The organism is Bradyrhizobium xenonodulans (assembly GCF_027594865.1).
In the GTDB taxonomy this organism is placed as follows: domain Bacteria; phylum Pseudomonadota; class Alphaproteobacteria; order Rhizobiales; family Xanthobacteraceae; genus Bradyrhizobium; species Bradyrhizobium xenonodulans.
Genome location: NZ_CP089391.1, coordinates 984,227 through 1,008,675 on the forward strand (window position 1 = coordinate 984,227; position 24,449 = coordinate 1,008,675).

Annotated in this window: 23 protein-coding genes and 1 riboswitch; of the genes, 10 read left to right on the top strand and 13 right to left on the bottom strand. The window is 65.3% G+C overall.

Annotation, left to right across the window (positions count from 1 at the left end; genetic code table 11):
• Positions 1-6 precede the first annotated feature (6 nt).
• Together I3J27_RS04660 and I3J27_RS04665 are read right to left on the bottom strand one after the other, a co-directional pair.
• Positions 7-897, bottom strand: coding sequence for an NAD(P)-dependent oxidoreductase (locus I3J27_RS04660; protein ID WP_270165777.1), 891 nt, complete (start codon positions 895-897; stop codon positions 7-9).
• 107 nt (positions 898-1,004) lie between these two features.
• The gene (locus tag I3J27_RS04665) at positions 1,005-1,388 is read right to left on the bottom strand and encodes a carboxymuconolactone decarboxylase family protein (RefSeq protein ID WP_014491654.1); all 384 of its coding nucleotides are present in this window, start codon (positions 1,386-1,388) and stop codon (positions 1,005-1,007) included.
• Between the two features lie 166 nt (positions 1,389-1,554).
• Between I3J27_RS04665 and I3J27_RS04670 the strand changes: the two genes are divergently transcribed.
• Positions 1,555-3,672, top strand: a complete 2,118-nt coding sequence (locus tag I3J27_RS04670) for a TIGR02302 family protein (protein WP_270165784.1) — start codon at positions 1,555-1,557, stop codon at positions 3,670-3,672.
• A 3-nt stretch (positions 3,673-3,675) separates the two neighbouring features.
• Positions 3,676-4,581 carry a DUF4175 family protein gene (locus I3J27_RS04675; RefSeq protein ID WP_270165786.1) on the top strand — a complete coding sequence of 302 codons (906 nt, stop codon included), beginning with the start codon at positions 3,676-3,678 and terminating at the stop codon, positions 4,579-4,581.
• 137 nt (positions 4,582-4,718) lie between these two features.
• On the opposite strand, the gene I3J27_RS04680 is transcribed toward I3J27_RS04675, so the two are convergent.
• Positions 4,719-5,093, bottom strand: a complete 375-nt coding sequence (locus tag I3J27_RS04680; RefSeq protein WP_270165790.1) for a response regulator — start codon at positions 5,091-5,093, stop codon at positions 4,719-4,721.
• A 47-nt stretch (positions 5,094-5,140) separates the two neighbouring features.
• Positions 5,141-6,019, bottom strand: a complete 879-nt coding sequence (locus I3J27_RS04685) for an MJ0042-type zinc finger domain-containing protein (RefSeq protein WP_270165792.1) — start codon at positions 6,017-6,019, stop codon at positions 5,141-5,143.
• Between the two features lie 181 nt (positions 6,020-6,200).
• Here I3J27_RS04685 and ftsE point away from each other — a divergent pair, with 181 nt between their 5' ends.
• The 4 genes from ftsE to I3J27_RS04705 all read left to right on the top strand — a co-directional run bounded on the left by ftsE (position 6,201) and on the right by I3J27_RS04705 (position 9,398).
• Positions 6,201-6,860, top strand: coding sequence for a cell division ATP-binding protein FtsE (ftsE, locus tag I3J27_RS04690; RefSeq protein WP_270165794.1), 660 nt, complete (start codon positions 6,201-6,203; stop codon positions 6,858-6,860).
• The gene (locus I3J27_RS04695) at positions 6,853-7,821 is read left to right on the top strand and encodes a cell division protein FtsX (protein WP_270165796.1); all 969 of its coding nucleotides are present in this window, start codon (positions 6,853-6,855) and stop codon (positions 7,819-7,821) included. The genes ftsE and I3J27_RS04695 overlap by 8 nt, the downstream gene beginning before the upstream one ends.
• A gap of 72 nt (positions 7,822-7,893) precedes the next feature.
• Entirely contained in the window at positions 7,894-8,598 is a 705-nt protein-coding gene (locus I3J27_RS04700) for a YdcF family protein (protein WP_270165798.1), read from the top strand.
• An 11-nt stretch (positions 8,599-8,609) separates the two neighbouring features.
• Positions 8,610-9,398 carry a lysophospholipid acyltransferase family protein gene (locus tag I3J27_RS04705; RefSeq protein ID WP_270165801.1) on the top strand — a complete coding sequence of 263 codons (789 nt, stop codon included), beginning with the start codon at positions 8,610-8,612 and terminating at the stop codon, positions 9,396-9,398.
• 27 nt (positions 9,399-9,425) lie between these two features.
• On the opposite strand, the gene I3J27_RS04710 is transcribed toward I3J27_RS04705, so the two are convergent.
• The 4 genes from I3J27_RS04710 to I3J27_RS04725 all read right to left on the bottom strand — a co-directional run bounded on the left by I3J27_RS04710 (position 9,426) and on the right by I3J27_RS04725 (position 14,830).
• On the bottom strand, positions 9,426-12,326 hold the full coding sequence (locus tag I3J27_RS04710) for a sulfatase-like hydrolase/transferase (protein WP_270165803.1): 2,901 nt from the start codon (positions 12,324-12,326) through the stop codon (positions 9,426-9,428).
• Complete coding sequence (locus I3J27_RS04715; RefSeq protein WP_270165806.1) at positions 12,323-13,789, bottom strand: class I SAM-dependent methyltransferase; 1,467 nt, start codon at positions 13,787-13,789, stop codon at positions 12,323-12,325. The genes I3J27_RS04710 and I3J27_RS04715 overlap by 4 nt, the downstream gene beginning before the upstream one ends.
• 21 nt (positions 13,790-13,810) lie before the next feature.
• Positions 13,811-14,053 (bottom strand): hypothetical protein, encoded by a 243-nt coding sequence (locus I3J27_RS04720; RefSeq protein WP_270165808.1) that lies wholly within the window; start codon positions 14,051-14,053, stop codon positions 13,811-13,813.
• 174 nt (positions 14,054-14,227) lie between these two features.
• A complete protein-coding gene (locus I3J27_RS04725) occupies positions 14,228-14,830 on the bottom strand; it encodes a gamma-glutamylcyclotransferase (RefSeq protein ID WP_270165810.1) in 603 nt (200 codons plus the stop codon).
• A gap of 110 nt (positions 14,831-14,940) precedes the next feature.
• Here I3J27_RS04725 and I3J27_RS04730 point away from each other — a divergent pair, with 110 nt between their 5' ends.
• Positions 14,941-16,125, top strand: a complete 1,185-nt coding sequence (locus I3J27_RS04730) for a DUF2125 domain-containing protein (RefSeq protein ID WP_270165815.1) — start codon at positions 14,941-14,943, stop codon at positions 16,123-16,125.
• A 109-nt stretch (positions 16,126-16,234) separates the two neighbouring features.
• Here the strand turns inward: I3J27_RS04730 and I3J27_RS04735 are convergent, their stop codons facing one another.
• From I3J27_RS04735 to I3J27_RS04745, 3 genes are read right to left on the bottom strand one after another with little or no spacing between them, the layout of a single operon-like run.
• Positions 16,235-17,170: a prephenate/arogenate dehydrogenase family protein gene (locus I3J27_RS04735; RefSeq protein ID WP_270165818.1), complete on the bottom strand. Its 936-nt coding sequence runs from the start codon at positions 17,168-17,170 to the stop codon at positions 16,235-16,237.
• Positions 17,167-18,261, bottom strand: a complete 1,095-nt coding sequence (gene hisC, locus I3J27_RS04740) for a histidinol-phosphate transaminase (protein WP_270165820.1) — start codon at positions 18,259-18,261, stop codon at positions 17,167-17,169. Before hisC ends, I3J27_RS04735 begins: the two co-directional genes overlap by 4 nt.
• 34 nt (positions 18,262-18,295) lie before the next feature.
• On the bottom strand, positions 18,296-19,144 hold the full coding sequence (locus I3J27_RS04745; protein ID WP_270165822.1) for a chorismate mutase: 849 nt from the start codon (positions 19,142-19,144) through the stop codon (positions 18,296-18,298).
• Between the two features lie 222 nt (positions 19,145-19,366).
• Positions 19,367-19,446, top strand: a riboswitch (SAM riboswitch).
• 85 nt (positions 19,447-19,531) lie between these two features.
• Between I3J27_RS04745 and metX the strand changes: the two genes are divergently transcribed.
• Positions 19,532-20,734 carry a homoserine O-acetyltransferase MetX gene (gene metX / locus I3J27_RS04750; protein ID WP_270173034.1) on the top strand — a complete coding sequence of 401 codons (1,203 nt, stop codon included), beginning with the start codon at positions 19,532-19,534 and terminating at the stop codon, positions 20,732-20,734.
• Between the two features lie 2 nt (positions 20,735-20,736).
• Positions 20,737-21,399, top strand: a complete 663-nt coding sequence (gene metW, locus I3J27_RS04755) for a methionine biosynthesis protein MetW (RefSeq protein ID WP_270165824.1) — start codon at positions 20,737-20,739, stop codon at positions 21,397-21,399.
• A 166-nt stretch (positions 21,400-21,565) separates the two neighbouring features.
• Here metW and I3J27_RS04760 read toward each other — a convergent pair whose 3' ends face one another.
• Positions 21,566-22,429: an alpha/beta fold hydrolase gene (locus tag I3J27_RS04760; RefSeq protein ID WP_270165826.1), complete on the bottom strand. Its 864-nt coding sequence runs from the start codon at positions 22,427-22,429 to the stop codon at positions 21,566-21,568.
• A 214-nt stretch (positions 22,430-22,643) separates the two neighbouring features.
• Here I3J27_RS04760 and I3J27_RS04765 point away from each other — a divergent pair, with 214 nt between their 5' ends.
• Positions 22,644-23,459 (top strand): TIGR02594 family protein, encoded by an 816-nt coding sequence (locus I3J27_RS04765; RefSeq protein ID WP_270165828.1) that lies wholly within the window; start codon positions 22,644-22,646, stop codon positions 23,457-23,459.
• A 126-nt stretch (positions 23,460-23,585) separates the two neighbouring features.
• Here I3J27_RS04765 and I3J27_RS04770 read toward each other — a convergent pair whose 3' ends face one another.
• Positions 23,586-24,374: an MOSC domain-containing protein gene (locus tag I3J27_RS04770; RefSeq protein WP_270165830.1), complete on the bottom strand. Its 789-nt coding sequence runs from the start codon at positions 24,372-24,374 to the stop codon at positions 23,586-23,588.
• Positions 24,375-24,449: the final 75 nt, after the last annotated feature.

The window sequence follows — 24,449 nt, forward strand, 5'->3', positions numbered from 1 at the left end:
CGGGGATTATTTCTTCCCCCCAACCACGACGCCCGCCTTCTTCTCGATCGGCTTGATCGCCGCGGTGAAATCGGACTCGGCGCCTTCCGCGCTGATCACGGTCTCCCACAGCCGCCCGACGGCGTCCGCGACCTCCATCGACAGGCCGAGCTGCTTCATCTCCTCCAGCGCCAGCCGCACGTCCTTCACCATCAATCCCGTGGCGAAGCCGAAGTCGAAGCTGCGCGGCAGCACCGCGCGCGGAAACTTGTCGCGGCTCGCGGTGTTCATGCCCGAGCCGGCATTGATGACGTCGATCATCACGGCGGGATCGAGCCCGGCTTTCACGCCCATCACCACGGCTTCCGATGTCGCCACCATCGCGGTCGCAGAGAGGAAGTTGTTGGCGAGCTTCATGGTCTGCGCCGCGCCCGGCTTCTCGCCGATGAAGAACACTTTTCCGATCACGTCGAGCGCGGGCTTGAGCAGCTCGAAATCCGCTCTCGGCCCCGAGACCATCACCGCCAGCGTGCCTTTCTCGGCGCCGCCGACACCGCCGGAGACCGGGCAGTCGATCTGCACGATGTTGCGCTTGGCCAATAGTCCGTGAATCTTCGACGCCATGGTCGAGCCGACGGTGGAGAGATCGATGAAGCGCTTTGCGCGGCTTCCCTCGATCACGCCGTTCGCGCCCGTCGCAACCTCGAGCGAGGCCTGGAGCGAGGGCAGGCTCGCCATGACTGTCTCGACCTGGTCGGCGACGTCTTTCGGCGATGTCGCAGCGCTAGCGCCGCGCGCCACGAGCTTGTCAGTGACCTCCTTTCGGGTGTCGAACACGACGAGCTTGTGTCCCGCCTCGATCAACCGCCGCGCCATCGGGAAACCCATGTTTCCGAGGCCGATGAATCCGATGTCCATGGTGTTTCCTTCTTTTTTCTTTGTTGATTGAAGCAGCGATCATTCTCCACTCGTCGTCCCGGGCTCGCGCCCGCGCGCCCCGGGACGACAGTGGAAAAAGACGCCGCTCACGCCTTTCCGTCGATCTCCGCGAACACCTCGCGCGCGATGCGAAAGCTGTCGACGGCGGCCGGCATGCCGCCATAGATCGCGACCTGCATCAGGATCTCGCGGATCTCGTCGCGGCTGACGCCATTGGTGAGCGCGCCCTTCAGATGCGCGCGAAACTCGTGCTGGCGGTTGAGGATCGCGATCATCGCGATGTTGAGCATGCTGCGGGTCTTGCGCGGCAGCTCCTCGCGGCCCCACACCGTGCCCCAGCAATATTCGTTGAGCATCTCCTGGAACGGACGGTTGAAATCGTCGACGTTCTTCAGGGCGTTGTTGACATAGGCCTCGCCCAGCACCGCTTTGCGGACTTCCAGGCCCTTGTCGTGCATCTTCTTGTCCATGACGTTCCCTTTGTTTCCTTGGATGGCGGCGCGGAAATTACGGGGTTGCGCCGGGCCAGTCACGTCCTCGTGTTATGCGGGAAAAGGGGGGCTCTCCCGTACAGGAACGGATGCCTCAGTGCTGCCGTTGTGATACGCTTCTCTACCGGGCAACCTGGAGAGTTGATTGAACGGCGTCACCCCCGACCCGTCAGACCCGATCCGCGATGGCGACGCTCTGTCGCGGCTGAAGCTGGCGCAGGCCCTCGATCGGGCCATCTATGCCATCGCGTGGGAACGTGCCTGGCCGCATCTGGCGCGGGTGCTGACCGTTGTCGGCCTGTTCCTGGTGGCGTCATGGGCCGGCCTCTGGCTGGTGCTGCCGTCCATCGTCCGTGCCATCGGTCTCGTCGTCTTTGCCGCCGTCGCAATCGTCGCGCTGATCCCGTTGGTTCGTTTCCGCTGGCCGGGCCGCGACGAGGCGCTGAGCCGGCTCGACCGTGGCTCCGGCATTCGCCACCGCCCGGCAACGACGCTCACGGACACGCTGAGCTCGAAGGACCCGGTCGCGCTGGCACTATGGCAGGCGCAGCGCGAGCGCACGCTGGCTTCGCTGAGGCGCATCCGCGCCGGCCTGCCGCGTCCGCGGCTTCCCCTGCACGATCCCTGGGCACTGCGCGCGCTGGTCATGGTGATGCTGGTTGCGACCTTCTTTGCCGCCGGCGACGAGCGCGCGATGCGGCTCGGGGCCGCGTTCGACTGGAAGGGCGTGCTGGCGCCGACCAACGTCCGCGTCGATGCCTGGGTCACCCCGCCGCTCTACACCGGCAAGCCGCCGATCATCCTGTCGGCCGCCAACAAGGAAGCCGCGGCGCTACCCGCCAGCGGGCCGCTCGCGGTTCCCGCCGGCTCGACGCTGATCGTGCGCTCCTCCGGCGGCAATCTGGATATTGCGACGTCCGGCGGCCTCAAGGAGGTCGCGCCCACCGAGGCCGCGCCGAAGGGCACCAACGAGAAGCATTTCACCATCACGGCCGATGGCACCGCGCATGTCCGCGCGCCCTCCGGCCAGCCGCAATGGGCTTTTGCGGCGACGCCGGACCGCCCGCCGACCATCGCGCTCGCCAAGGACCCCGAGCGTCAGGCCTACGGCGCGTTGCAGCTCTCCTACAAGATCGAGGACGATTACGGCGTCACCGGCGCGGCGGCGCAGATCGTCCCGCGCGCAGCCGACGACAAGGACGGAACCAGGGACGCCGACGCCAAGGCCGCGCGGCCGTTGTTCCAGCCGCCGCAATTCGCGCTGACGCTGCCCAATGCGCGGACCCGCAACGGCGTCGGCCAGACGGTAAAGGACCTCAGCGAGGATCCCTATTCCGGCGCGGACGTCACGCTGACGCTCACCGCCAAGGACGAGGCCGGCAACGAGGCCAAAAGCGAGCCCTTCAACATGCGCCTGCCGGGCCGGCTGTTCACCAAGCCGCTCGCCCGCGCGCTGATCGAACAGCGCCGCATCCTCGCGCTCGACGCCAACAAGAACTCCGACGTCTATTCCGCACTCGACGCGCTGATGATCGCGCCCGAGATGTTCACCCCGGAAGCCGGGCAGTATCTCGGCCTGCACAGCATCGCGCGCCAGCTCGAGGCGGCGCGCACCGACGATTCGCTGCGCGAGGTCGTCGCCAGCCTGTGGGCGCTCGCGGTGACGATCGAGGACGGCAACATCAGCGACGTCGCCAAGGCGTTGCGGGCGGCGCAGGACGCGCTCAAGCAGGCGCTTCAGCGTGGCGCCAGCGACGAAGAGCTCAAGAAGCTCATGGACAATCTGCGCGCTGCGCTGGACAATTACATGCGCCAATACGCACAGCAGATGCGCAGCAATCCACTGGCGCGGCCGGCCATCGGCGTCGACGACCAGATGAAGCGCATCGAGCGGCTGATCCAGCGCGGCAACCGCGAGGCGGCCGCGCGCGAGCTCGATCGCCTGGCGCGCGCGCTGGAAAACCCTCCGGGGCCGCCCAGCGCCGAGCAGAAAGAGATGGACGAGATCGCGCGCGAGCTGAACGATCTGCTCCGCGAGCAGAACGCGCTTCGCGACGAGACCGACCGGCAGAGCAAGGATTCCAAACGCGGTCAGCGTACCAAGCCGCTGCCGCCCAAGGTCGCGGAGATCCTGCGCAAATCGAGAGAGCTGCGGCAGAAGACGCGCGGTGCGACCAGCGATCAGCTCGAGGACCTGGCAAAGCAGCAGGACGCCTTGCGCGAAGAGCTCAGGACCTGGCGTGAATCCCAGGGAGCGAGATAGCTCATGACACTTACCTCAATCCGGCAAAACGGAAAGATAGCGCACGGCAAGCTCGCCACGGCTTGTCTCGTCCTTGCACTATCCTGTTCCACGGCTTCGATGGGCCTTGCCCAGTCCTCGCGCGCCGACCAGAAGAGCCTGGATGCGCTGCTCGACAGCGCCGAGCGGTCGATGAAGCAATCCGCCGACAGCCTGAAGGACAAGAACTCGGACGAGAGCGTCGGCCAGCAGTCCAAGGCGATCCGGGACATGGAGAAATATCTCTATCCCGATCCGAACGATCCTTCGGCCTCGCGCGAAGGGTCGCAGGACACCCAGGGCCGGCAGGAGCAATTGAAGAAGCGGCTGGAGGCCCTCAAGAAGAAGCTCGCCGAGATGGGCCTGCAGCAGGATGGCCAGAAGGGCCAGCGCGGGCAGAAGCAGCCGGGGCAGCAGGGCCAACAAGGTCAGCAGGGCCAAGGCCAGGGTCAGGACGGCGACCAGGATGGCGAAGACGGCTTCGACGCCGCCGAGAACGCCATGGGAGACGCCGGCAACCAGATCGGCGAAGGCGATGCCGACGGTGCGACGGCGTCGCAGGGCAAGGCCATCGACGCCCTGCGCAAGGGCATGCAGGATCTCGCTGACGCGCTTGGCGGGCAGCAGAACGGCGAGGGGCAGGATCCGGGTGACGGCGACGGCCCCGGTCAAGCGGTGGGCCGCCAGCAGAGCGGCGGCGAACGGACCGACCCGCTCGGCCGGCCACTGCGCGGCAAGGAATATAGCGACGACTATACGGTCAAGATTCCCGGCGAGATCGACGCCCAGCGCGCGCGCCGCATCCTCGAAGAGCTCCGCCGCCGCCTCAGCGATCCCGCGCGCCCGCAGCTCGAGCTCGACTATCTCGAGCGGCTGCTGAAGGATTTTTGATCCCACACTCGGTGTCATCGCCCGCGAAGGCGGGCGATCCAGTATTCCAGAGACAGCAGTGATTAAACCGAAAGGCCGCGGCGTACTGGATGCTTCGCCTTCGCGGAGCATGACAGCGGAATGTGTGGCTCGCCGCCTTAACCCTTCTTCGCCGCCAGCGCGTCCGCGACTGCCGTACGGATGTCGGCCACCGAGAACGGCTTGGTCACGACGTCGTGCACCAGCGCATTGAGATTGGACGCGCGCTCGCGCTGATCGGCAAAGCCGGTCATCAGCAAAATGGTCAGGTCGGGAAAATCGCGCGCGGCGGAGAGCGCCAGCGCGATGCCGTCCATGACAGGCATCTGGATGTCGGTGAGGAGGAGGTCGAACGCGCCGTCCGCGCCCGTCAGGATTTCCAGCGCCTCGGCGCCGTCCTGCGCGGTGACGATCTCGTGGCCGTCCATGGCGATGGCGCGCGCCACCAGCTGGCGCATCGAATCCTCGTCGTCGGCGATCAGGATTTTGGACATGAGACCAACCTTGGGATCAACCTCCCGTACAGAGCCTGCGAAATCGATTATACGCTGCCGCCGGCGATGTCGCGCCGGTTGAAGAAGCGAACGTCGATATTGCGGCCCTCCGGCGGCGGCGAGGCTAGGCGCGAGCGGAAGAAGGCGCGCTCGCCGGGCTGCAGCACGGTCTGCTCCAGCACGGTGTTCCAGGCGTAGATTTCTGCGCCTTGCGCGTCCCGCACCGCAAAGCGCAGCCGCGGGATATCGAGCGGCTTCTTGCCTTGTCCGACGATCACGCCCTCGATCACCAGCACCTGCTTGCCGTCAACGGTCTCGCTGGAAAGCTTGACGTCCTTGAAGGCGAGCCCGCGCAGGTTCACGTCGAGCCCGACCATCTTGTAGAAGGCCGCCGTCTGCGGCAGCAGCCGGACCACGTCGCCGCGCCAGATCACCAGCGCCAGCACCAGCGCGCCCATGGCGGCGCAGGCGGTCGGCAGGCCGAAATGGGATTTTCGCGGCGCCGCGGTGGCAACCGGGCGACTCACCCGCGCCCCGCGGCGGCTGAACAGGCCACGGAACCAGGATTGGTGCTGCGCGCCGGCGACGTCCTCTTCAGCGGCCCGGGCTGCGGCGGACCACTCGTCCTCGATCTCCTTGGCGTCCTCGGCCGGCCAGTCGCTGGCGATCGAGGGGCTGTCGACCAACGGGGTGTCGGCGGCGCCGTCGTCCTTGGCGTAGGAGTTCCACTCCGCGGCGAGGTCAGACTGGTCGTCGGCCTGGCTGGCTGCGGCCAAGGCCGGGACGGAGGCCTCCTCGATGGCATCCTCGGCATAGGCGACCCAGGTCTCCTTGCAGCGGGAGCAGCGGACCGTCCGGCCGTTCGCCCCCAGGCTCGCAAGCTTGATGGCGTAGGATGTCGTACAATGGGGGCAGACGATATGCATGGACACGAGCCTTGATGCACGGACTGGTCTTGACGATGCCCCGGTCGCGGCGAGCCGGGCACTCCAAATGCTACAGGGCGACCGTTAACGAACCGGAAACCATAACGGTCGCAAAACCCGTTGATTGCGTATGGCGGAGCGCAGCAATGCGGGCCGCGTCCCTCCTCGAACGGAGCTGAACTTGGTTCGGTTCGAAAATGTCGGATTGCGTTACGGTCTGGGGCCGGAGATTCTGCGCGACCTCAGCTTCCAGATTCCGGCGCATTCCTTCCAGTTCCTCACCGGCCCGTCCGGCGCCGGCAAGACCTCGCTGCTGCGCCTGCTGTTCCTGTCGCACCGGCCGACGCGCGGCCTCGTCAATCTGTTCGGCCACGACATCTCGCAGCTCGGCAAGGACGAGATCGCCGACTTGCGCAAGCGCATCGGCATCGTGCTCCAGGATTTCCGGCTGCTCGATCACATGACGACCTATGAGAACGTCGCGCTGCCGTTCCGCGTCATGGGCCGCAACGAGTCGAGCTATCGCAAGGAGGTCATCGACCTGCTGAAATGGGTCGGGCTCGGCGAGCGCATGGACGCGCTGCCGCCGATCCTGTCCGGCGGCGAGAAGCAGCGCGCCGCGATCGCGCGCGCGGTGATCTCGCGGCCGCAGCTCCTGCTCGCGGACGAGCCGACCGGCAGCGTCGATCCGACGCTCGGCCGCCGGTTGCTGCGGCTGTTCATCGAGCTCAACAAATCCGGCACCGCCGTCATCATCGCGACCCACGATATCGGCCTGATGGACCAGTACGAGGCGCGGCGGCTGGTGCTGCATCAGGGACGGTTGCACGTCTATGAGTAGGCAAGATGAACGCGGCGTGCTGGTCGATCTCGGACAGGAGCGTCCGCAGCTTCCGGCCAAGGCGCGCAACATGTCGCCGATCGTGCCGCGCGCCTCGATCCACGGCCGCGCGCTGGTCGCCGTCGTCGCCATCATGACCTTCCTGGCCTCGATGACGACGGGCACGGTGCTGCTGGTCAGCGCCTCCGCGGCCGAATGGCAGTCGGATGTTGCGAGCGAAATCACCATCCAGGTGCGCCCGCAAGCTGGACGCGATCTCGACCGCGACACCGCGGCGGTGGCGGAGGCGATGCGCGCGCTGGCCGGCATCGTCGAAGTCAAGCCGTTCAGCAAGGATGAAAGCGGCAAGCTGCTCGAGCCCTGGCTCGGCACCGGATTGTCGATGGACGATCTGCCGGTGCCGCGCATGATCATCGCGCGCGTGCAGCCGGGCACGCCGCTCGATCTCGGCGCCTTGCGGGCCCGCGTGACGCAGGTGGCGCCAAGCGCCAGCGTCGATGATCACCGCGCCTGGATCGAACGGATGCGCTCGATGACCAACGCCACCGTGCTGGCCGGCATCGGCATCCTCGCGCTGGTCATCATCGCCACCATCATCTCGGTCTCGTTCGCGACCCGCGGCGCCATGGCGGCGAACCGCCCGATCGTCGAGGTGCTGCATTTCGTCGGCGCCGGCGACCGCTACATCGCCAACCGTTTCCTGCGCCATTTCCTCCGGCTGGGGCTGGAGGGCGGCGTGATCGGCGGCGGCGCTGCCATGCTGGTGTTCGGCTTCTCCGAGTCGATCGCCGGCTGGTTTTCCGGCACCCCGGTTGGCGACCAGTTTGCGGCGCTGCTGGGCACCTTCTCGCTGCGGCCGTCCGGCTATGTCGTGCTCGCGTTGCAGGCGGTGCTGATCGGCGCCATCACCGCGGTTGCCTCGCGCCAGACGCTGTTCGCGACGCTGAATGACGTCGACTAGGTCCAATAAACCGGACTCCACTTCGCCTCAAAACGTCCTAAAATCATCCAGGGAAGGGATTACCGGCATCACATGACCTCGCCGACCGACGATCGATCGCCGAAACTGCCGCGCGGCTGGCTGCGCGCGGCATTGGTGTCGACGATTGCGCTCGCCTTCGTCGGCGCGGCGGCGGGCTTCGTTGCGTTCCTGTCGCAATTGCGCGGCGCCGAGATCGCACCTAGCCGCAAGGCGGACGGCATCGTGGTGCTGACCGGCGGGTCCTCGCGGGTATCGGACGCGATGGAGTTGCTGGCCGCCGGCTACGGCAAGCGGCTCCTGATCTCCGGCGTGCACCCGACCTCGACGGCGAGCGACATCTCCCGGACCTTGCCGGAGAACCAGTCCTTCATGCATTGCTGCGTCGATCTCGATCGGACCGCGGTCTCGACCCGCGGCAACGCGGCGGAAGCGCGGCGTTGGGCCGAGGGGCGCGGCTTCAAATCGCTGATCGTGGTCACCTCGAACTATCACATGCCGCGCGCGCTGGTGGAGTTCTCGCATGCGATGCCGGCGACGACGCTGATCCCGTTCGCGGTGGTCGGCGACAAATGGCGCGAGGAGCCGTGGTGGACCTCGGCCTCGACGCTGCGGCTGCTCCTGTCCGAATATGTCAAGTACATCGCGGCCGAGCTCAGGGTGCGGCTGGAGGATTTCGGGATTGACCTTTCGCCCGAGATGTCGGAGCAGCCTTCAGGCCAGGCGCCGAAGCGGCCCGCAACGGCACAGGCCAATTGATCGGACTATCGATGTTCTTGATTTTCCTGCGCTCGCTGCTGTTCAACGTGCTGTTCTACACCGTGCTGGTGTGCCTCGCGATCGTGGCGTTGCCGACCTTCGCATTGCCGCCCCGCGCCATGCTGACGGTTGCGCAATGGTGGGCAAGCGCGACGTTGTTCCTGATGCGCGTGGTATGCAACATCAAGGTGGAATTCCGCGGGACCGAGAAGATCCCGCAGGGGCCGCTGGTGATCGTCGCAAAGCACCAGTCGTTCTGGGAGACGTTCGTGCTGCCGGGTTTCTTCGATCGCCCGATCTTCATCCTCAAGCGTCAGCTCATGCAGATCCCGGTGTTCGGTCAGTTCCTGGTCAAGACCGGGATGATCGCGATCGACCGCAAGGCCGGCGTGAAGGCGCTGCTGGACATGACGCGCCGCGCGCGCGATGCGGTGCGCGCGGGTGGCCAGCTCGTGATCTTTCCGGAAGGCACGCGCCGTGCGCCGGGCGATGTGCCCGATTACAAGACCGGCTTTGCGCAGATCTACTCGTCCTGCGGCGTGCCGTGTCTGCCGATCGCACTCAATTCCGGCCTGTTCTGGCCGCGTCGCACCTTCATGCGCTATCCCGGCACGCTGGTGGTGGAGTTCCTGGATCCGCTGCCGCCGGGCCTGCCGAAGGACGAGTTTCTCTCCCGCGTGCAAACCGCGATCGAAGACGCAACCGGCCGTCTCGTCGAAGCGGGCCGCAAGGAGCAGGAGCAGCTCATCGGGGTTGCGCCAAGCTATATGGGCGCCGGCCGCGGAGATCGGGCCGCGTAAAGGCGGTGACAGCGCCGGATCCGCGCATCAATTTCGCGTCGTGTCTGTCGCGGCGTCATCGGTCGTGATGATTCTGACGACCTCCACCTGAGGCTCCCGGCAATTCCGCTCGGCGTACTCGTCGGTGATCGGCGTGTTCGTCTCGTCCTTGCCGAACGCGGTGGTCGCGACCTTTGCGACGGCCGGAATTCCATTGGCGGCCAGGATAATGGCTTTGCAGGCGGCCTTCGGTGCCGCATACAGGTCGATGATCCAGCGCTTGCCGTCCTTCTGAAGCCCGAGATCGCCCCATGGCCAGGACAGGCGGCCCTCGGCCGAGAACACACTCGGAATGGCGACGCCGGCCTCCCGCAGCTTCTGCAACTCGATCCGTCCGCCGGCCGAGATAGCCGACCGCTTCAGCCCGCCGACGAGCTGCGTAAGCGCCTCGACCATCTCTCCCGACGACACCTGCCTTGCAGGCCTATTGCTCACGGCGGCGCGGACGATGATCCGAACGAGACCCTCGTTCGCATTCGAGCAGGCCTGCTTGATGTGCTCCGGCGTGACCGGAACGGCCATCTCGTCCTTCGACGCGGCCGATGTCGCGAGCCGGGCAACGCCCGCGATCTGATTGGCGCCGAGCAGAAGCGTCGCGCAGGCGTTCTCAGAGGTGGAGTAGAAGTCGAGGATCCACTGGGATCCGTCCTGTAGAATGGCGAAATCTCCCCAAGGTCCCGTCAATTCGCCGTCGCTGATCAGCAAGTCCGGAACGGCGACGCCGCGTTCTCGCAGTGCAGACAGTGTCATGCGCCGTTGCTGGCCTCCCTCGATGGTTTTCAGGCCGTCGATCAGCTCGGCGAGACTGGCGGCCACGCGATCGACGGAAATCTTGTCGACCGGGATTTCGGCGAGGCGCTCAAACGCGTCGACCACGAACACTCTGAGCTCGCGCTTGCGAACCGAGCCGAGACATTGCTCGGCAAGGATCAGCGTGAAAGTATTGGCAACGGCATTCTCGTCGAGATCGGTTGTCCGCGCCGCGCCGCAGAAGCGATCGCCCAGGGCGACCAGGACGTTTCGCGTCTCGCCATCCTGCTTTCCCCCCACGATCTGCATGTCGACGCGGGCGGACTCGGGAACGGCCGTGCGCCGAACGCCGTTCGGCGCCAAGAGCTGGGCGACGGCGCCGGGCATCATGGTAGAACTGAACTCGCTGACGGGGCGCCCGATATAGTTGCGAAACTCTCCAAATCCGTACAGATCGGCACTCGACACGCCAGTTCCGAACCAGCGCACCCGTCGCTTGAGTGTGGGATCTCCACGATGCTCGGTCGCTTTGACGGCTTCTGCCGGAAGCGCCTCTCGAATCGAATTGAGGAATGACTTACCCTGGACATCCGCAGGGCGGGGAACACCGAGATAGTCGAGGATGGTCGGGTAGACATCGATCGTGCTGACCTTGTCGAGCGAGACGAGCGGCTGGGTCTGTTCCGGCATCTTGACCAGCAGGGGGATCGCCGCGATGTCGGACTTGTGAGACACGTTGGGATCGCGCGGATACTCGCCTGGCCACAGCGAGACGCCGTGATCCGCGACGACCACGATCATCGAATGGTCGTATGCGCCGGTCGTTTTCAGCCGTTCAATGATTTCGCCAAGCAGCTTGTCTGCATGCATCGATTGCAGCAGATGGGCCTGATAGTCGTGCATGATCCGCGCATTGTCGACGCTGAGTTTCGTGATCTTGCGATCGAGCGAGATATAGTCAACCCACCGCGGCGGCGGATAGGGCGTGCCCGACGGGTAGTGGCTCCAGCTATTGTGCGGGTAGATGTTGTGATAGACGGCAAGGAACGGCGCTTTCGCATCACTCAATGCGGCGATGAACCGCTGATGATGGGGCGTGCCGTGCGGCAGCGCGGCGACGTCTTCGTCGAAGCGATTGTGCTGCCGGTTGATCGGGGGAAGCCCGGCCACGAATTGCGGCGGCGTCACGATGTGGGCGTAGATGATCGCAACGTCGCGCGCGATCCGCCGCGTCCGCGCCGATAACGACGATTCAAAATTGTTCCCGGACTGTCCGAAAGGGTTGAGATTGGTGACGGTCTGGAGATCCAGGACATTATAGCTGGCGCCGAGCGTGTAGAAGATGTTCTGCGGGTAGACCGCATAAGTCGCCGGCGCATCGCCCTTCGTCAGTCGTCCGGACAGGATCGCGGGCACGGCGGTCTCGGTTTCTCCCGATACCGAGCGTGCATCGGCAAACCAGGTGCTGCCCTGCGCGAGGTGATGGAAGTTTGGAAACTTCGCCTTGTCGATCAATCCGTCGCCGTCGAGGATCGTGGTGAGCGGCAATTCGTCGTAGACGACGAGGACGACGTTGGGCCGCGAGGCGATGTCGAGTTTCGGCGGGGGTGGAATCCGCGACAGCTGGATCACGCCGAATTCGGTGCCGCGCAGCAGCATCAACGCGGGGAAGACGACCGTCATCACCCCGAGAAGCTGGACCACGCCGCGAAACCCGGGTTTCGACAGGAGCAGCCAGGCCAGCGTGACCGATAGCGCCAGGAGCACCACGCCGCCGACGATTTGCTCCCAGCCCGGAATGAACGGCATCTGACGCGTGAACTGCCGCACGGCGCTGACAAGAGCGAGCCAGATATACGTCGTGAAGACGATGACCGTCAAAGCCAGACCGAAATGCCGGTGCAGCCGCGACCCGAGCGAGACGAGCAAATAGGTCAGGAGCGGCGGCACCGCGTAGATGAGCAGGATCCACGCAGTGAACTCGATCCCGCTCATGCGCCAGGCCACGAAGAAATTCAGATTCGTGCCGGTGACGGAATAGAACGGCTGGGCGATCGCGATCGCCGACAGCGCGACATGCAGGAGGAAGGAGCCCCGTTCGACGGCCGCGCCGCGGCCCGTGCCGGCAGTCGCGATCATGTCGCGGTCTCCGGACAGGCCCGCGCTTTCGGCTGGAGCAGATAGATACGCCTACGGCCGCCTTTGAGCGGCGCCGAATCCACGATGTCGAACATCGCCCCCGCGACGGATTCGAACTCCTCCTGCGTATAGCCCGGATGAGCGCCGCGCCTGTTCCCCAGCAGTTGCAGCGTCATCTCGTCATCCGGCCCCACGAACTCGAGAATGACGCGGGCTCCGAAATCGCGAATCCAGCCCAGGAAGTCCCGCAATGGAATGTTTGCGGAAATGACCATGTGGTGAATGAGCGCAAGACACAGGATCAGATCGGGTCTGGCCCGATGCTCGAACGATTTTCTTTCACGGCCGCGCCACCCCTGATCCGGCGACGTGTTGCTCAGCTGCATGATCAGAGGCGTGATGTTGCCTCGTGCCGGCGTCTTGATGCGCCGGTAGAGCTTGTCGACGGCCAATTCGTCCTGGTCGATCGCGATGATGCAGTCGGCATGTTCGCTGCACAGGCGCGAGAATGTGCCGGTGTTGCAGCCGAGATCATAGACCAGCGGCCATCGCCTGCTGCGGACATGCCGCTCAACGAAGTCCTTCTTCCCGGAAAAAGACGCATCGTCGTAGGAATGCGTCTCCTCGTATGACGACCAGGATGTGCGGTCGTCGTGGCGTTCAAGCTTCCCGACCAGTCGCGTGAGCGACTGGACCATGCGAAGCGTCATCTCGCCGGTCTGCCTGATCGCCCATTTTGGCGCAGCCGAAGATGCCGCGGCCTCGGCACGCCGCGCGCGGGCCTGCAATCTGGCGTGAAGATAGATATGGGAGAGGACGCCGCGGCGGAATATGTCGCGCACCGAGATGAACTTCAGCGCCTCTTCCGGATCGATTCCTTCCAGGTCGCTTCGGCACAGTGATGCAGTGTCGATGTCGCGATGCGCCTTCAGCAGAAGGGGGATGAGAAACATCATGCAGAACTGGCGATATCCGATCCAGGACTCGCCGGTGCGGTACGGCTCGAAGGAAGAGATATCGATGAAGACGGGCTGTTGTCCCCGCCACTGAACATTGTAGGCAGAGCCGTCCTTGAGCGTCCAGCCGTTCGCGAGCGCGTCTTCGAGAATGCCGAGGTGCAGCAGGGCCGCATCCTTCAGCATGTTGAAGGTCCACTCGTATGGATAGGAAACGAACGGGATGCGCTCGTGCCGGAGCAACTCGGTCCATCGGCCGGAGAGCGCTTCAGCTCTCACGTCCGGGCGGTCCTCGGTCTCGGTGGCGACAACGGCTCCTCGCTCGACGAGTGCCTGGAAGAACGTCGTCTGGCGAAGCTGATGCCAGTGGGCCGCGCTCTCGGCGTCGAGCGCCCGGAAGATTTGTTCGTTGCGGTAGAAGACCTGATTGCCGGGATCCCGGAACGAGCCCGGCTCCGGCGTCATCGGTGCGGGAGCCTGTCGATCGGTCCAAGAGGGCTGGGGCATTTTGCGTGGTCGTGCTGGACGTCAGTCTCGCTCCTGCGCCGAAGGGCGCGCGTCGTCGCGGTGGTCCCTGCGGAAGACGCGGGCGATCCGGTGCATATATCCCTTGAGCGTGTAGATCGTCGCCGCAACGATTCCGAGAATCGACGTCAGGATCATGCTGCCCGCGCCGGGATCGAGATAGGCAAAGCTTTCGTGCGTCGAGGTGAAATAAAACACCAACCCCAATGCGAGCGTGCCTGCGATCTTGTCCAGGCTGCCAGGCATTCCGAATCCTTCCCGATCATTACACGAACATGACAAGGTCTACTCTTGGGTGGCAGCTTTTGCAATTCCCGCGAGCATCGAAGTGCGATGGTTTGTCGCGTCGAAAGTCGTTGGTCAAAAGTATGACTTCGATTGTTTCTGCCGGGAAACAAGGCGCGGAGCGATCAGCAGCCGCTACCGGTCGAGCGTCGTTTGCGTGCGAGGATCACCCGCGTGATGATCATGCAGCATTGCCGCGAGCTGATGCAATTGTGCGTCGCGAAAGCCTTCGGCCTCGATCGCCTTCACCGTCGCCGTCACGTAGTCGCGGTTGGCGCCGGACTGGCCGTGGCCCTGGATGACATGGCGGTGCTGGTCGGCGAGCGACAGCCGGCCGGCATATTGCACATGACCGCGGTCGACCACATAGGCGAGCGCCGAGACGCGCTGCCGCGCATCGTTCTCCAGCCACACCGAGCGCATCACCTCGCGATAGACCGAGGTGACCTGCTCGCGCGCCCGCAAATAGGCGACGACGTCGGCACGGTCCTTCTCGGCGACGCGGAAAGCAATGCCGCGGCAGGCGCCGCCGCGGTCGAGCCCGAGCACCAGCCCCGGCTTCTCCGGCGTGCCGCGATGCACGAAGGAATAGACGCAGAGCGCGCGATGCTCGCCGACCAGCCGCGCCGGGACCCGTTCGCTGAATTCGAAGCCCGGGCGCCACATCAGCGAGCCGTAGCCGAACACCCAGAGGTCGCCCTTGGCTGTGGTGACGGAGGGGAGGGTGATTTCGGACATTTCGGGCACGGCTACCAGAATGAAGGCCCCAGGCGAAGCGAATTCTCCGCCTTTCGTCGCAGGCCAACCTCGCTTACATTTGACAAAATCTGGGGTCAAAGGGTCGCCGCATGTCCGATATGCCCGTTGCCGCAGGCCGTCGCTCCCGTTGGGGCCTTTTCATCGCACCCGTTCTCGTCCTGATCCTCGCCGTCGCGTGGAGCTGTTTCTGGTTCTATGCGGCATCGCAGGCGGAGGTCGCCGCAGACGCCTGGCGGGCGCAGGAGGCCAAGTCCGGGCGCATCTATGATTGCGCCAAGCGCTCGATCGCGGGTTTCCCGTTCCGCTTCGAGGTGCAGTGCTCCGGCGCCAGTGTCGCCCTGGTGTCGCAGAACGCCAGCAAGACGCCGTTCACGGCCAAGCTCGACAACATCCTGGTCGTCGCCCAGGTCTATGATCCCAAGCTCGTCATCGCCGAATTTACCGCGCCGGCGACGCTGACCGACGGCGTCACGCAAAACACCTTCGTGGTGAACTGGAGCAAGGGCCGCAGCAGCGTGGTCGGCCTGCCGGCCGTGCCCGACCGCGCCTCGCTCGTGTTCGACGATCCCACCATCAACCGCCTCGACGGCAGCGTGCAGGTGCCGCTCGCGCGCGCCAAGCAGGTCGAGCTGCACGGCCGTCTCGCGGACGGATCGCCGGCCGATCATCCTGTCATCGAGACGGTGCTGCACGTCGCGCAAGGCAGCATCCAGGGCGTTCATCCGCTGCTCGCCGAGCCGTTCGAGGCCGACACGCGTGCCAAGATCACGGGTCTCTCCGACCTCACGCCAAAACCCTGGCCACAGCGCTTCCGAGAGATCCAGGCCGCCGGCGGCCATATCGAGATCGTGCAGTCGCGGATTCAGCAGGGCGAGATGATCGCGGTTGCGGCCGGCACGCTGGCCCTCTCGGTCAATGGCCGGCTCGACGGCGAATTGCAGATGACGATGACGGGGCTCGAGCGGGTGATCCCGGCGCTCGGCATCGAGAAGATGCTGGAGGAGGGCGTGCCGCAGGCAACGCTCGACCGTGTCGCGCCCGGCGTGAAGTCGCAGGACCTCAACAATCTGTTCGGCGCGCTCGACCGCGCCGTGCCCGGTCTCGGCAAGGTCATCAAGCAGAATGCCAATGCCGGCGTTGCCGCCGGCATCAATTCGATCGGCACCGAAAGCACGCTCGAAGGCAAGAAGGCGAGGAGCTTCCCGCTGAAGTTCGTCGACGGCGCCGTGCTGCTCGGCCCGGTCAAGGTCGGCCAGATTCCGCCGCTGTATTGATCCTCCCGTCATTGCGAGCGAAGCGAAGCAATCCAGACTTTCTCCGAGGAAACGGTCTGGATTGCTTCGTCGCTTCGCTCCTCGCAATGACGCAGGAGAGACGGGTGGTCTAAGGCTTCTTCAGCGCCCCATGCTGCCGGCCGAAATCCGCTGCCGCCGAATCCTGGCCGATCTCGACGATGCCGCGGCGGATGGCGCGGGTGCGGGTGAAGTGGTCGAACAGCGCTTCGCCGTCGCCGCGCCGGATCGCGCGGGTGAGCTTGGCCAGATCCTCGGTGAAGGTGCCGAGCATCTCCAGCACGGCTTCCTTGTTGGCGAGGAACACGTCGCGCCACATCGTCGGATCGGACGCGGCGATGCGGGTGAAGTCGCGAAAGCCGCCGGCGGAGAATTTGATGACCTCGGACTCCGTCACCTGCGCCAGCTCGTCGGCGGTGCCGACGATGGTGTAGGCGATCAGATGCGGCAGGTGGCTGGTGATCGCGAGCACGAGATCATGATGATCCGGCGTCATGATCTCGACCTTGGCGCCCATCGCGGCCCAGAACGCGCGCAGGCGGTCGGTAGCCGCCGCATCGACGCCTTCCGGCGGCGTCAGAATGCACCAGCGATTGATGAAGAGCTCGGCGAAGCCGGAATCCGGGCCCGAATGCTCGGTGCCCGCCACGGGATGCGCCGGCACGAAATGAACATTCTTCGGCAGATGCGGCGCCATGTCCCTGACGATGGCGCCCTTGACCGAGCCGACGTCGGACACGATCGCACCCGGCTTGAGATGCGCAGCAATCTCCTGCGCCACCGGCCCGCAGGCGCCGACGGGAATGCAGAGGATGACGAGATCGGCATCCTTCACCGCTTCCGCATTGGTCGCCGCGACCTCGTCGACGATGCCGAGCTCCATCACCCGCGCGCGCGTCTTCTCCGAGCGCGCGGTGGTGACGATCTCGGAGGCCAAGCCCTGGAGCTTCGCAGCGCGCGCGATCGAGCCGCCGATCAGGCCGAAGCCGATCAGCGCGACGCGCTGGAAGTGCGGATTGACGCTCATTTGCCGGCCATGAAGTCGCGCAAGGCATCGACGACGAGGCGGTTGGCCTCCTCGGTGCCGATGGTCATGCGCAGCGAATGCGGCAGGCCGTAATTCTTCAGCGCACGCAGCACCAGTCCCCGCTTGGTCAGGTAGGCGTCAGCCTCGTCCGAGGTCTTGCCCTTTTCAGGGAAGTGGATCAGCACGAAATTGGCGACGCTCGGCGTCACCTTCAGCCCGAGCTTGCCGATCTCCTCGGTGAGCCAGTTGCGCCAGGTCTCGGTGAACTGCTTCGACATCGCCTGGTGCGCGGTGTCCTCGATCGCGGCGACCGCGGCGTACATCGCCGGCGTCGACACGTTGAAGGGGCCGCGGATGCGGTTGACCGCGTCGATGACGTGCTCGGGGCCGAACATCCAGCCGATGCGCAGCGCGGCGAGGCCGTGGATCTTGGAGAAGGTGTGCGTCACCACCGTGTTCTCGGTGGTGGCGACGAGCTCGATTCCCATTTCATAGTCATTACGAGAGACGTAGTCGGAATAGGCGGCGTCCAGCACCAGCAGCACGTGCGAGGGCAGGCCGGCGCGCAGGCGCTTGACCTCGTCGAACGGCACATAGGTGCCGGTCGGATTGTTGGGGTTGGCGAGCCAGACCAGCTTCGTCTTCGGCGTCACCGCCTTGAGGATGGCGTCGACATCGCAGGTGAAGTCTTTCTCCGCGGCGACCACGTTCTTGGCGCCGACCGCCATGGTCGCGATCGGGTAGACCAGGAAGCCGTGGGTGGTCGAGATCGCCTCGTCGCCGTGGCTGAGATAGGTGTGGGCGAGCAGATTGAGGATCTCGTCCGAGCCGGCGCCGCAGATGATGCGGTTGGGGTCGAGACCGAATGAGCGGCCGATCGCTTCGCGCAGCACGCGCGAGGTTCCTTCCGGATAGTCTTCCAGATGCGCCGCCACGTTCTTGAAGGCCTCGATCGCCTTCGGCGAGGGCCCGAACGGCGTCTCATTGGCCGAGAGCTTGAACACTTTGCGGCCCGGCTCCGCCACCGGGCTCTTGCCGGGCGTGTAGGGCGCAATATCGAGAATGCCGGGATTCGGCACGGGGCGGGACATCTTCAACTCCGAAATGGCGGGGTGGGCTCGCGACTTACGATTTCGCCCCGGTCGGGGGCACCGTATAGCGCGTTGCGTGGCTGCCGACGAGGGCCGTGGAGCGCACCGAGGCCCCCGCTTCGATCAGGGCAGCCTTGATTTTGTCGATGCTGGTCGCGCTCGTGACCGAGACCAGCAGGGCCGCGCCGTCGAAGGCGGTATCGGGCACCGCCACGATCTCGGCGAGCGGCGACAAAGCGCGTGCGACCTCGGCGTTCCACCCGGACACGCGCACGCTGAAGGTCTCGACTTCCGTCACCAGGGCGCTGTCGGGGACGCGCGAGATCGCGAACACCGGCAATGCGGCCGGATGGTCGGCGCGCTCGACGAAGGGCATCAGCGCGATGATCTTCGGGGCCCCGTCCGCTTCCAGCTCCAGCCACCATGGCGTGCGGCTGGAGGTCGCCGAGACCAGCGCCAGGTCGCCCTTGGATTTCGCCACCGCCTCGACCGCCGCCTGTGCGCTGAAATGCGCGACGTAAGGCACGGTGAAGCCGAAATGGAAGCGCGCGGAATCGCGCATCGCCGGCTCGCTCACGGAGATGTCGGCATGCACGGAGAACGGCGCCTGGACGTAGGTGAAGGTCGAGATGATGACGCGCCAGATGCTCTCGACCGTGTCGAGGGGCAGGATGCCGCTATGACGCTGCACGAGGTCGCGCATCATGGCGGCCTCGCGCGCCGGACGGAACGCCGAGCCGACCTCCTGGGTCTGCTTGACCTGGATCAGGCGGTCGATGATGTCGCCGCGCTGCATCAGCAGGCGATGCATGCCCTCGTCGATCGCGTCGATCTCCTTGCGCAATTCCTGGAGCGATGGTGGCGCGGGCGGACGTTGGGACATATCTGACTTGGACTTTTGAGAGCTTGGACTGTCGAGAGGCGTTCCAATATGGACCGGCCAAGCAAGTTGATAAGCTCGGATCCGTCGCGGTGGATGTCCTGATTAGGCAGTCGGAGCGGCGAAAGCAAAGAGAAATCACGGCCTTTTCAGCGGGGCGTGACGGAGAGGAATTTGGTTAATCCGGACCGCGACTTGACGAAAACCGGCCAAGACAGTAGGTTTTGCCTGTTCCGTGGTCATTTGAGCCGGCCGGCTTGCAGCCACGTTAAAAAACTCGCTAAACAGGCCGGGGACGTTTCCGATCCCGGCCGAACCTATCGTTCAGGCCGGGTTTTTCATGGCCTGATTCCAGCGGCGGCCTGACGGCCGTCGCAAACGAGGTCGATGATGGTTGGCGTCAAGTCTGTGCCGAGTCCCGCGATCAGCGCTGACGACCGGTCGCACGAGGTGGATCATCCGAGTTCGCAGGTCGCGCAGTTCGGCGCCGAGCAGCCGCTGCGGCTCGATTGCGGCGTCGACCTCTCCCCGTTCCAGATCGCCTACCAGACCTATGGCGAGCTCAACGCGGATCGCTCCAACGCGGTGCTGATCTGCCATGCGCTGACCGGCGACCAGCATGTCGCCAATGTGCATCCCGTCACGGGAAAGAATGGCTGGTGGGAGACGCTGGTCGGTCCCGGCCGGCCGCTCGACCCCAGCCGCTACTTCATCATCTGCGCCAACGTGATCGGCGGCTGCATGGGCTCGACCGGGCCGGCCTCGATCAATCCCGCGACCGGCAAGGTGTGGGGACTGGATTTTCCCGTCATCACCATTCCCGACATGGTGCGTGCGCAGGCGATGCTGATCGATCGGCTCGGCATCGACACGCTGTTTGCCGTCGTTGGCGGCTCGATGGGCGGCATGCAGGTGCTGCAATGGACCGCGGCCTACCCCAAGCGCGTCTACTCTGCACTCGCGATCGCCTGTTCGACGCGGCACTCGGCGCAGAACATCGCCTTCCACGAGCTCGGCCGCCAGGCCGTGATGGCCGATCCCGACTGGCACAATGGCGGCTACGCCGATCACGGCATCCATCCGCATCGCGGCCTCGCGGTGGCGCGGATGGCCGCGCACATCACCTATCTCTCCGACGCGGCGCTGCATCGAAAGTTCGGCCGCCGCATGCAGGACCGCGAGCTGCCGACCTTCTCGTTCGACGCCGACTTCCAGGTCGAGAGCTATCTGCGCTACCAGGGCTCGTCCTTCGTCGAGCGGTTCGACGCCAACTCCTATCTCTATCTGACCCGTGCGATGGACTATTTCGACATCGCCGGCGACCATGGCGGCGTGCTGGCGAAAGCCTTCGCCGGGATCGAGACGCGTTTCTGCGTCGTCTCCTTCACCAGCGACTGGCTGTTCCCGACCTCGGAATCGCGCGCGCTGGTGCATGCGCTGAACGCGTCGAGCGCGCGGGTGTCGTTCGCCGAGATCGAGACCGATCGCGGCCATGACGCCTTCCTGCTCGACGTGCCCGAATTCTTCGACATCTCCCGCGCCTTCCTGCAATCGGCCGGCAAGGCGCGCGGGCTTACCACCAAGGACGGCTAGCGATGTCTGTACAGGAAGTGCTGCCGCTGGGCGGCCTCACCGCGGAGCAGTCCGGTCATTTCCGCGCCGACCATCTGCTGGTCGCAGAGATGGTCAAGCCCGGCTCGAAGGTGCTCGACGTCGGCTGCGGCGAGGGCGATCTGCTCCAGCTTCTGGAGACCCGCGGCATCGATGGTCGCGGCATCGAGCTGTCGCGCGAGGGCGTCAACCGCTGCGTCGCCAAAGGCCTCGCGGTGGTGCAGGGCGACGCCGATACCGATCTCGTGAATTATCCCGACGACGCCTTCGACTATGTGATCCTGTCGCAGACGCTGCAGGCAACGCGGCAGCCGAAGGTGGTGCTGGAGAATTTGCTGCGCATCGGCCGCCGCGCCATCGTCTCGTTCCCGAATTTCGGCTTCTGGCGGATGCGGCTCCAGCTCCTGATCGGCGGCCACATGCCGCGCACCGACAATCTGCCGGCGACCTGGTACGACACCGCCAACATCCATTTCTGCACCATCAAGGACTTCGTCGAGCTCTGCGACGCCATCGGCGTCAAGATGGAGCGCGCCGAGGCGCTCGACCTCTACGGTCGCCCGCTGCGGCTGCGACTGCCGTGGTGGGTGTGGAATATGTTCGGCGAGCAAGGGGTGTTTCTGCTGAGCCGGGGCGGAAGGAAGTAGCAGTTACTCGTGATTGCGAGCGCGGCGACGCGCTCTGCTGTCATCGCCCGGCTTTGACCGGGCGATCCAGTATTCCAGAGGCGGCGTCGTGATACGGAGAAGCCGCGGCGTACTGGATTCCCCGCCTTCGCGGGGAATGACAGGGAGTGTGTGGCGAGAGCTCAGACTACCCCGCCGCGAGCGACCTCGGATCGCGCACCGGCCATCGCCCCGCTTCCACCAGCGTCACGAACCGCTCTACGCTCTCGTTGAACAGCGCAGGCTCTTCGAGATTGAGCACGTGGCCTGATTTCGGAAACATCGCGAGCCCCGCGGCCGGCAGGTGCTTCTTCAGGAACAGGCTCGGCCCCACGCACGGATCGTCCTCGTCGCCGCAGATGATCAGCGCCGGCGTTGCGGCGGCCTTGATCGCATCCGTCATGGTGTAGATCGAGGGCCGGCCGGCCTGGAAGCCGCGCATCGTGTTCGCTGAGCCCTTCGCGTCGTGCCGCGCCAACGCTGCATAGAAATCGGCGTGGCCGCGCGGGTCCTTCACCAGGAAGGGAATCCGGCTCGGCGCCTCGCGCGTGACCTTTGCGACGTCAGCGGAGCCCAGCGTCTCGAACTGCTCGGCATTGGCGCGGCATTGCTTGCGCCAGTTGTCGAGATTTTCGATCTCCGAGCCGGAGCCGACGCCGGCCAGCGTCATCGACAGCGCGCGCTCTGGCGCGTTCAGTCCGATCTGGAGCGACGAATATGCGCCCATCGAGAGGCCGACGAGATGCGCGCGCTCGATCCTGAGATGATCGAGCACCGCGAGCGCGTCGGTGTAGAAATGCTTGTAGGTGTAGACTTCTCCCGCCGGCACGTCAGACGGCGTGTAGCCGCGTGCGGAATAGGTGATGCAGCGGTGTCCGCGCGAGAAGTAGCGCATCTGCGGCTCCCAATTGGTGTGGTCGGCCGCGAACTCGTGCAGAAAAATAATTGGCGTTCCCTTGCCCGCCTCTTCGAAATAGATGCGGACGTCGTCCCAGGTCGTGGCGTGGGGCATTAACTGTTTCCCTCTCTTCAAGCCGCATCGAAGGATCGCAGTTAATGTTGTTGTCCGCAATGCGGCAGCACGGGACCAGCACCAACACAAAATCATCGCAGCCATTCGCGGGCGCGGCGTCTTTTTCTCGCCACATCGGGCGGCTTAACGGCCAGAGGGATGTCGGCACCGCACGGGTCGGCCTGGAAGTGGGGGTGTCAACGAAGGATGAAGAATGTTCGAGTTGTTTGCGTCTCGCCTGTCGCGTTGTGTTGTCGCGCTGGCGCTTTTCTTCGCGGCGGTTGCCGCGTTCTCGTCCCCGGCCTCAGCGCGGCCGCATCATCGTCATAGCGCAGAGCGGCACGCTTACGTGCACCACGCCAGACATCATCATTATCGGCATCATGCACGCAGCTCGCGCTTCGAGCGCAGCGCGGCGCAGTTGCAGGCGAGTGGCTTCGGCAACACCTTTGCCAGCTATGACCCGAGCGCCAATAGCGGCGGCATGGCCATGGGCGGCGCTGGCGGAATGGCCATGAGCGGCAGCGGTGGAATGGCCATGAGCGGCAGCGTTGGAAAGACCACGAGCGGCAGCGGTCGAAAGTCCATGAGCGGCAGCGGTCAAAAGTCCATGAGCGGGCGCGGCGGAATGGCCATGAGTGGCGGCGAAGGCATCGCGGCGAGCGGCGGCGGCTTCAGTGGCGGATCGGGCCTCGTGTCGGAGGCGCGCCGCTATGTCGGCGGCAATCCGACCGGGCGCGGCCGCCTGTGGTGCGCACGCTTCATGAACATGGTGCTGGAGCATACCGGCCATAAGGGCTCGGGCTCCGATATGGCGAGCTCGTTCGCGCGCTACGGAACGCGTGTTTCCGGTCCGCAGGTCGGCGCCATCGCGGTGATGTCGCGCGGCGGAAGGGGCGGCCATGTCGGCATCATCACCGGCGTCGACGCGCAGGGTAATCCGATCATGATCTCCGGCAACAACGGCAATCGCGTTCGCGAGGCGCCGGTCTCGCGCGGCCGGATCTATGCGTATGTGATGCCGAACTGACGGAGCGACGCTGCCGTAGGGTGGGCAAAGGCGCGAAGCGCCGTGCCCACCAGCGGTGCGTCAACGTTCGCGAGCCGGAATGGTGGGCACGCTTCGCTTTGCCCACCCTACGGCAGCGGTGCAGGCTCACACCAGCTTCGGCTCTTCCACTGCGACCGCGTCACCGACGCCGATCTCGCCGCCTTCGATGACCTCGGCATAGATGCCGCAGTCCATGTGGCCGAGATTGCGCGAGAGCGTCGGCGGGATCTCGAGATCGCGCGCGGCGGTGTCGGGATTGACGTTGGTGGCCGGGCAGCGAACGATGCGCTTGACCACGTTGAGCCGGGCCTGGCCGATCGCGAGCGTCTGGCCGACGAGGCCGAGCTCGGACCAGGCCGGCCAGCCCTTCACATAGAGATTGGCGCGGAAGCGCAGGGGATGCACCGCGGTGCCCCCGAGCATGGTCTCGATGGCGCGGACGCTGTCGAGATTGATGATCGACACGACCTTGCGGGCGACGTCGGAAAAGCTGTGGTCGCGGCCGGACAGGACCTTTGGCGGGCCCTTCAGCTCTGGCTGAAAATTCTCGGTGAAGTAGCTCTCGATGGCGGCGCGCCCGGCCGCGGTCTCGAGATCGCCGCTGGCGACGATCTGCCCGTCCTTGCGGATGGTCAGGCGATTGGTCGCGTCCTCGAAACGGCTGTTGAGCGAAGCCAGCCGCTCATTGCGGGCCAGCATCAGGAACTGGATTTTCGGCTTCCAGCTGGGTGCCTCGGGATCGAACCCGCTGGGGCCGTTCTCGATGGCGTAGCGGCGGTCGGCGGGCAGGGTCTCCCCTCGCCGCAAGGGGACGCGGGGCAGGGCCTCCGGCGTCAGGCCCTTGATCGGGTAGCGGTAAAGGCCGGTGATTTCGGCGGTCTGGCTGGCTGTCATGCCGCTACTTAGGGGATTCTATCGGTCGCCGCCAAGCAGGCGGATCAGCGCACGAAATTGTGAACGCGCCTCTTC

What these genes read in the sequence shown, in the direction of transcription:
- I3J27_RS04700 (WP_270165798.1), top strand. Translation starts at nt 7,894, where the DNA reads ATGACCTCGCCGACCGACGATCGATCGCCGAAACTGCCGCGCGGCTGG.
- I3J27_RS04685 (WP_270165792.1), bottom strand. Translation starts at nt 6,019, where the DNA reads ATGCATATCGTCTGCCCCCATTGTACGACATCCTACGCCATCAAGCTT.
- I3J27_RS04760 (WP_270165826.1), bottom strand. Translation starts at nt 22,429, where the DNA reads ATGCCCCACGCCACGACCTGGGACGACGTCCGCATCTATTTCGAAGAG.
- hisC (WP_270165820.1), bottom strand. Translation starts at nt 18,261, where the DNA reads ATGTCCCGCCCCGTGCCGAATCCCGGCATTCTCGATATTGCGCCCTAC.
- metX (WP_270173034.1), top strand. Translation starts at nt 19,532, where the DNA reads ATGGTTGGCGTCAAGTCTGTGCCGAGTCCCGCGATCAGCGCTGACGAC.
- I3J27_RS04770 (WP_270165830.1), bottom strand. Translation starts at nt 24,374, where the DNA reads ATGACAGCCAGCCAGACCGCCGAAATCACCGGCCTTTACCGCTACCCG.
- I3J27_RS04715 (WP_270165806.1), bottom strand. Translation starts at nt 13,789, where the DNA reads ATGCCCCAGCCCTCTTGGACCGATCGACAGGCTCCCGCACCGATGACG.
- I3J27_RS04735 (WP_270165818.1), bottom strand. Translation starts at nt 17,170, where the DNA reads ATGAGCGTCAATCCGCACTTCCAGCGCGTCGCGCTGATCGGCTTCGGC.
- I3J27_RS04675 (WP_270165786.1), top strand. Translation starts at nt 3,676, where the DNA reads ATGACACTTACCTCAATCCGGCAAAACGGAAAGATAGCGCACGGCAAG.
- I3J27_RS04720 (WP_270165808.1), bottom strand. Translation starts at nt 14,053, where the DNA reads ATGCCTGGCAGCCTGGACAAGATCGCAGGCACGCTCGCATTGGGGTTG.
- I3J27_RS04660 (WP_270165777.1), bottom strand. Translation starts at nt 897, where the DNA reads ATGGACATCGGATTCATCGGCCTCGGAAACATGGGTTTCCCGATGGCG.
- I3J27_RS04765 (WP_270165828.1), top strand. Translation starts at nt 22,644, where the DNA reads ATGTTCGAGTTGTTTGCGTCTCGCCTGTCGCGTTGTGTTGTCGCGCTG.
- I3J27_RS04745 (WP_270165822.1), bottom strand. Translation starts at nt 19,144, where the DNA reads ATGTCCCAACGTCCGCCCGCGCCACCATCGCTCCAGGAATTGCGCAAG.
- I3J27_RS04725 (WP_270165810.1), bottom strand. Translation starts at nt 14,830, where the DNA reads ATGTCCGAAATCACCCTCCCCTCCGTCACCACAGCCAAGGGCGACCTC.
- I3J27_RS04680 (WP_270165790.1), bottom strand. Translation starts at nt 5,093, where the DNA reads ATGTCCAAAATCCTGATCGCCGACGACGAGGATTCGATGCGCCAGCTG.
- I3J27_RS04710 (WP_270165803.1), bottom strand. Translation starts at nt 12,326, where the DNA reads ATGATCGCGACTGCCGGCACGGGCCGCGGCGCGGCCGTCGAACGGGGC.
- I3J27_RS04695 (WP_270165796.1), top strand. Translation starts at nt 6,853, where the DNA reads ATGAGTAGGCAAGATGAACGCGGCGTGCTGGTCGATCTCGGACAGGAG.
- metW (WP_270165824.1), top strand. Translation starts at nt 20,737, where the DNA reads ATGTCTGTACAGGAAGTGCTGCCGCTGGGCGGCCTCACCGCGGAGCAG.
- I3J27_RS04730 (WP_270165815.1), top strand. Translation starts at nt 14,941, where the DNA reads ATGTCCGATATGCCCGTTGCCGCAGGCCGTCGCTCCCGTTGGGGCCTT.
- I3J27_RS04705 (WP_270165801.1), top strand. Translation starts at nt 8,610, where the DNA reads ATGTTCTTGATTTTCCTGCGCTCGCTGCTGTTCAACGTGCTGTTCTAC.
- I3J27_RS04665 (WP_014491654.1), bottom strand. Translation starts at nt 1,388, where the DNA reads ATGGACAAGAAGATGCACGACAAGGGCCTGGAAGTCCGCAAAGCGGTG.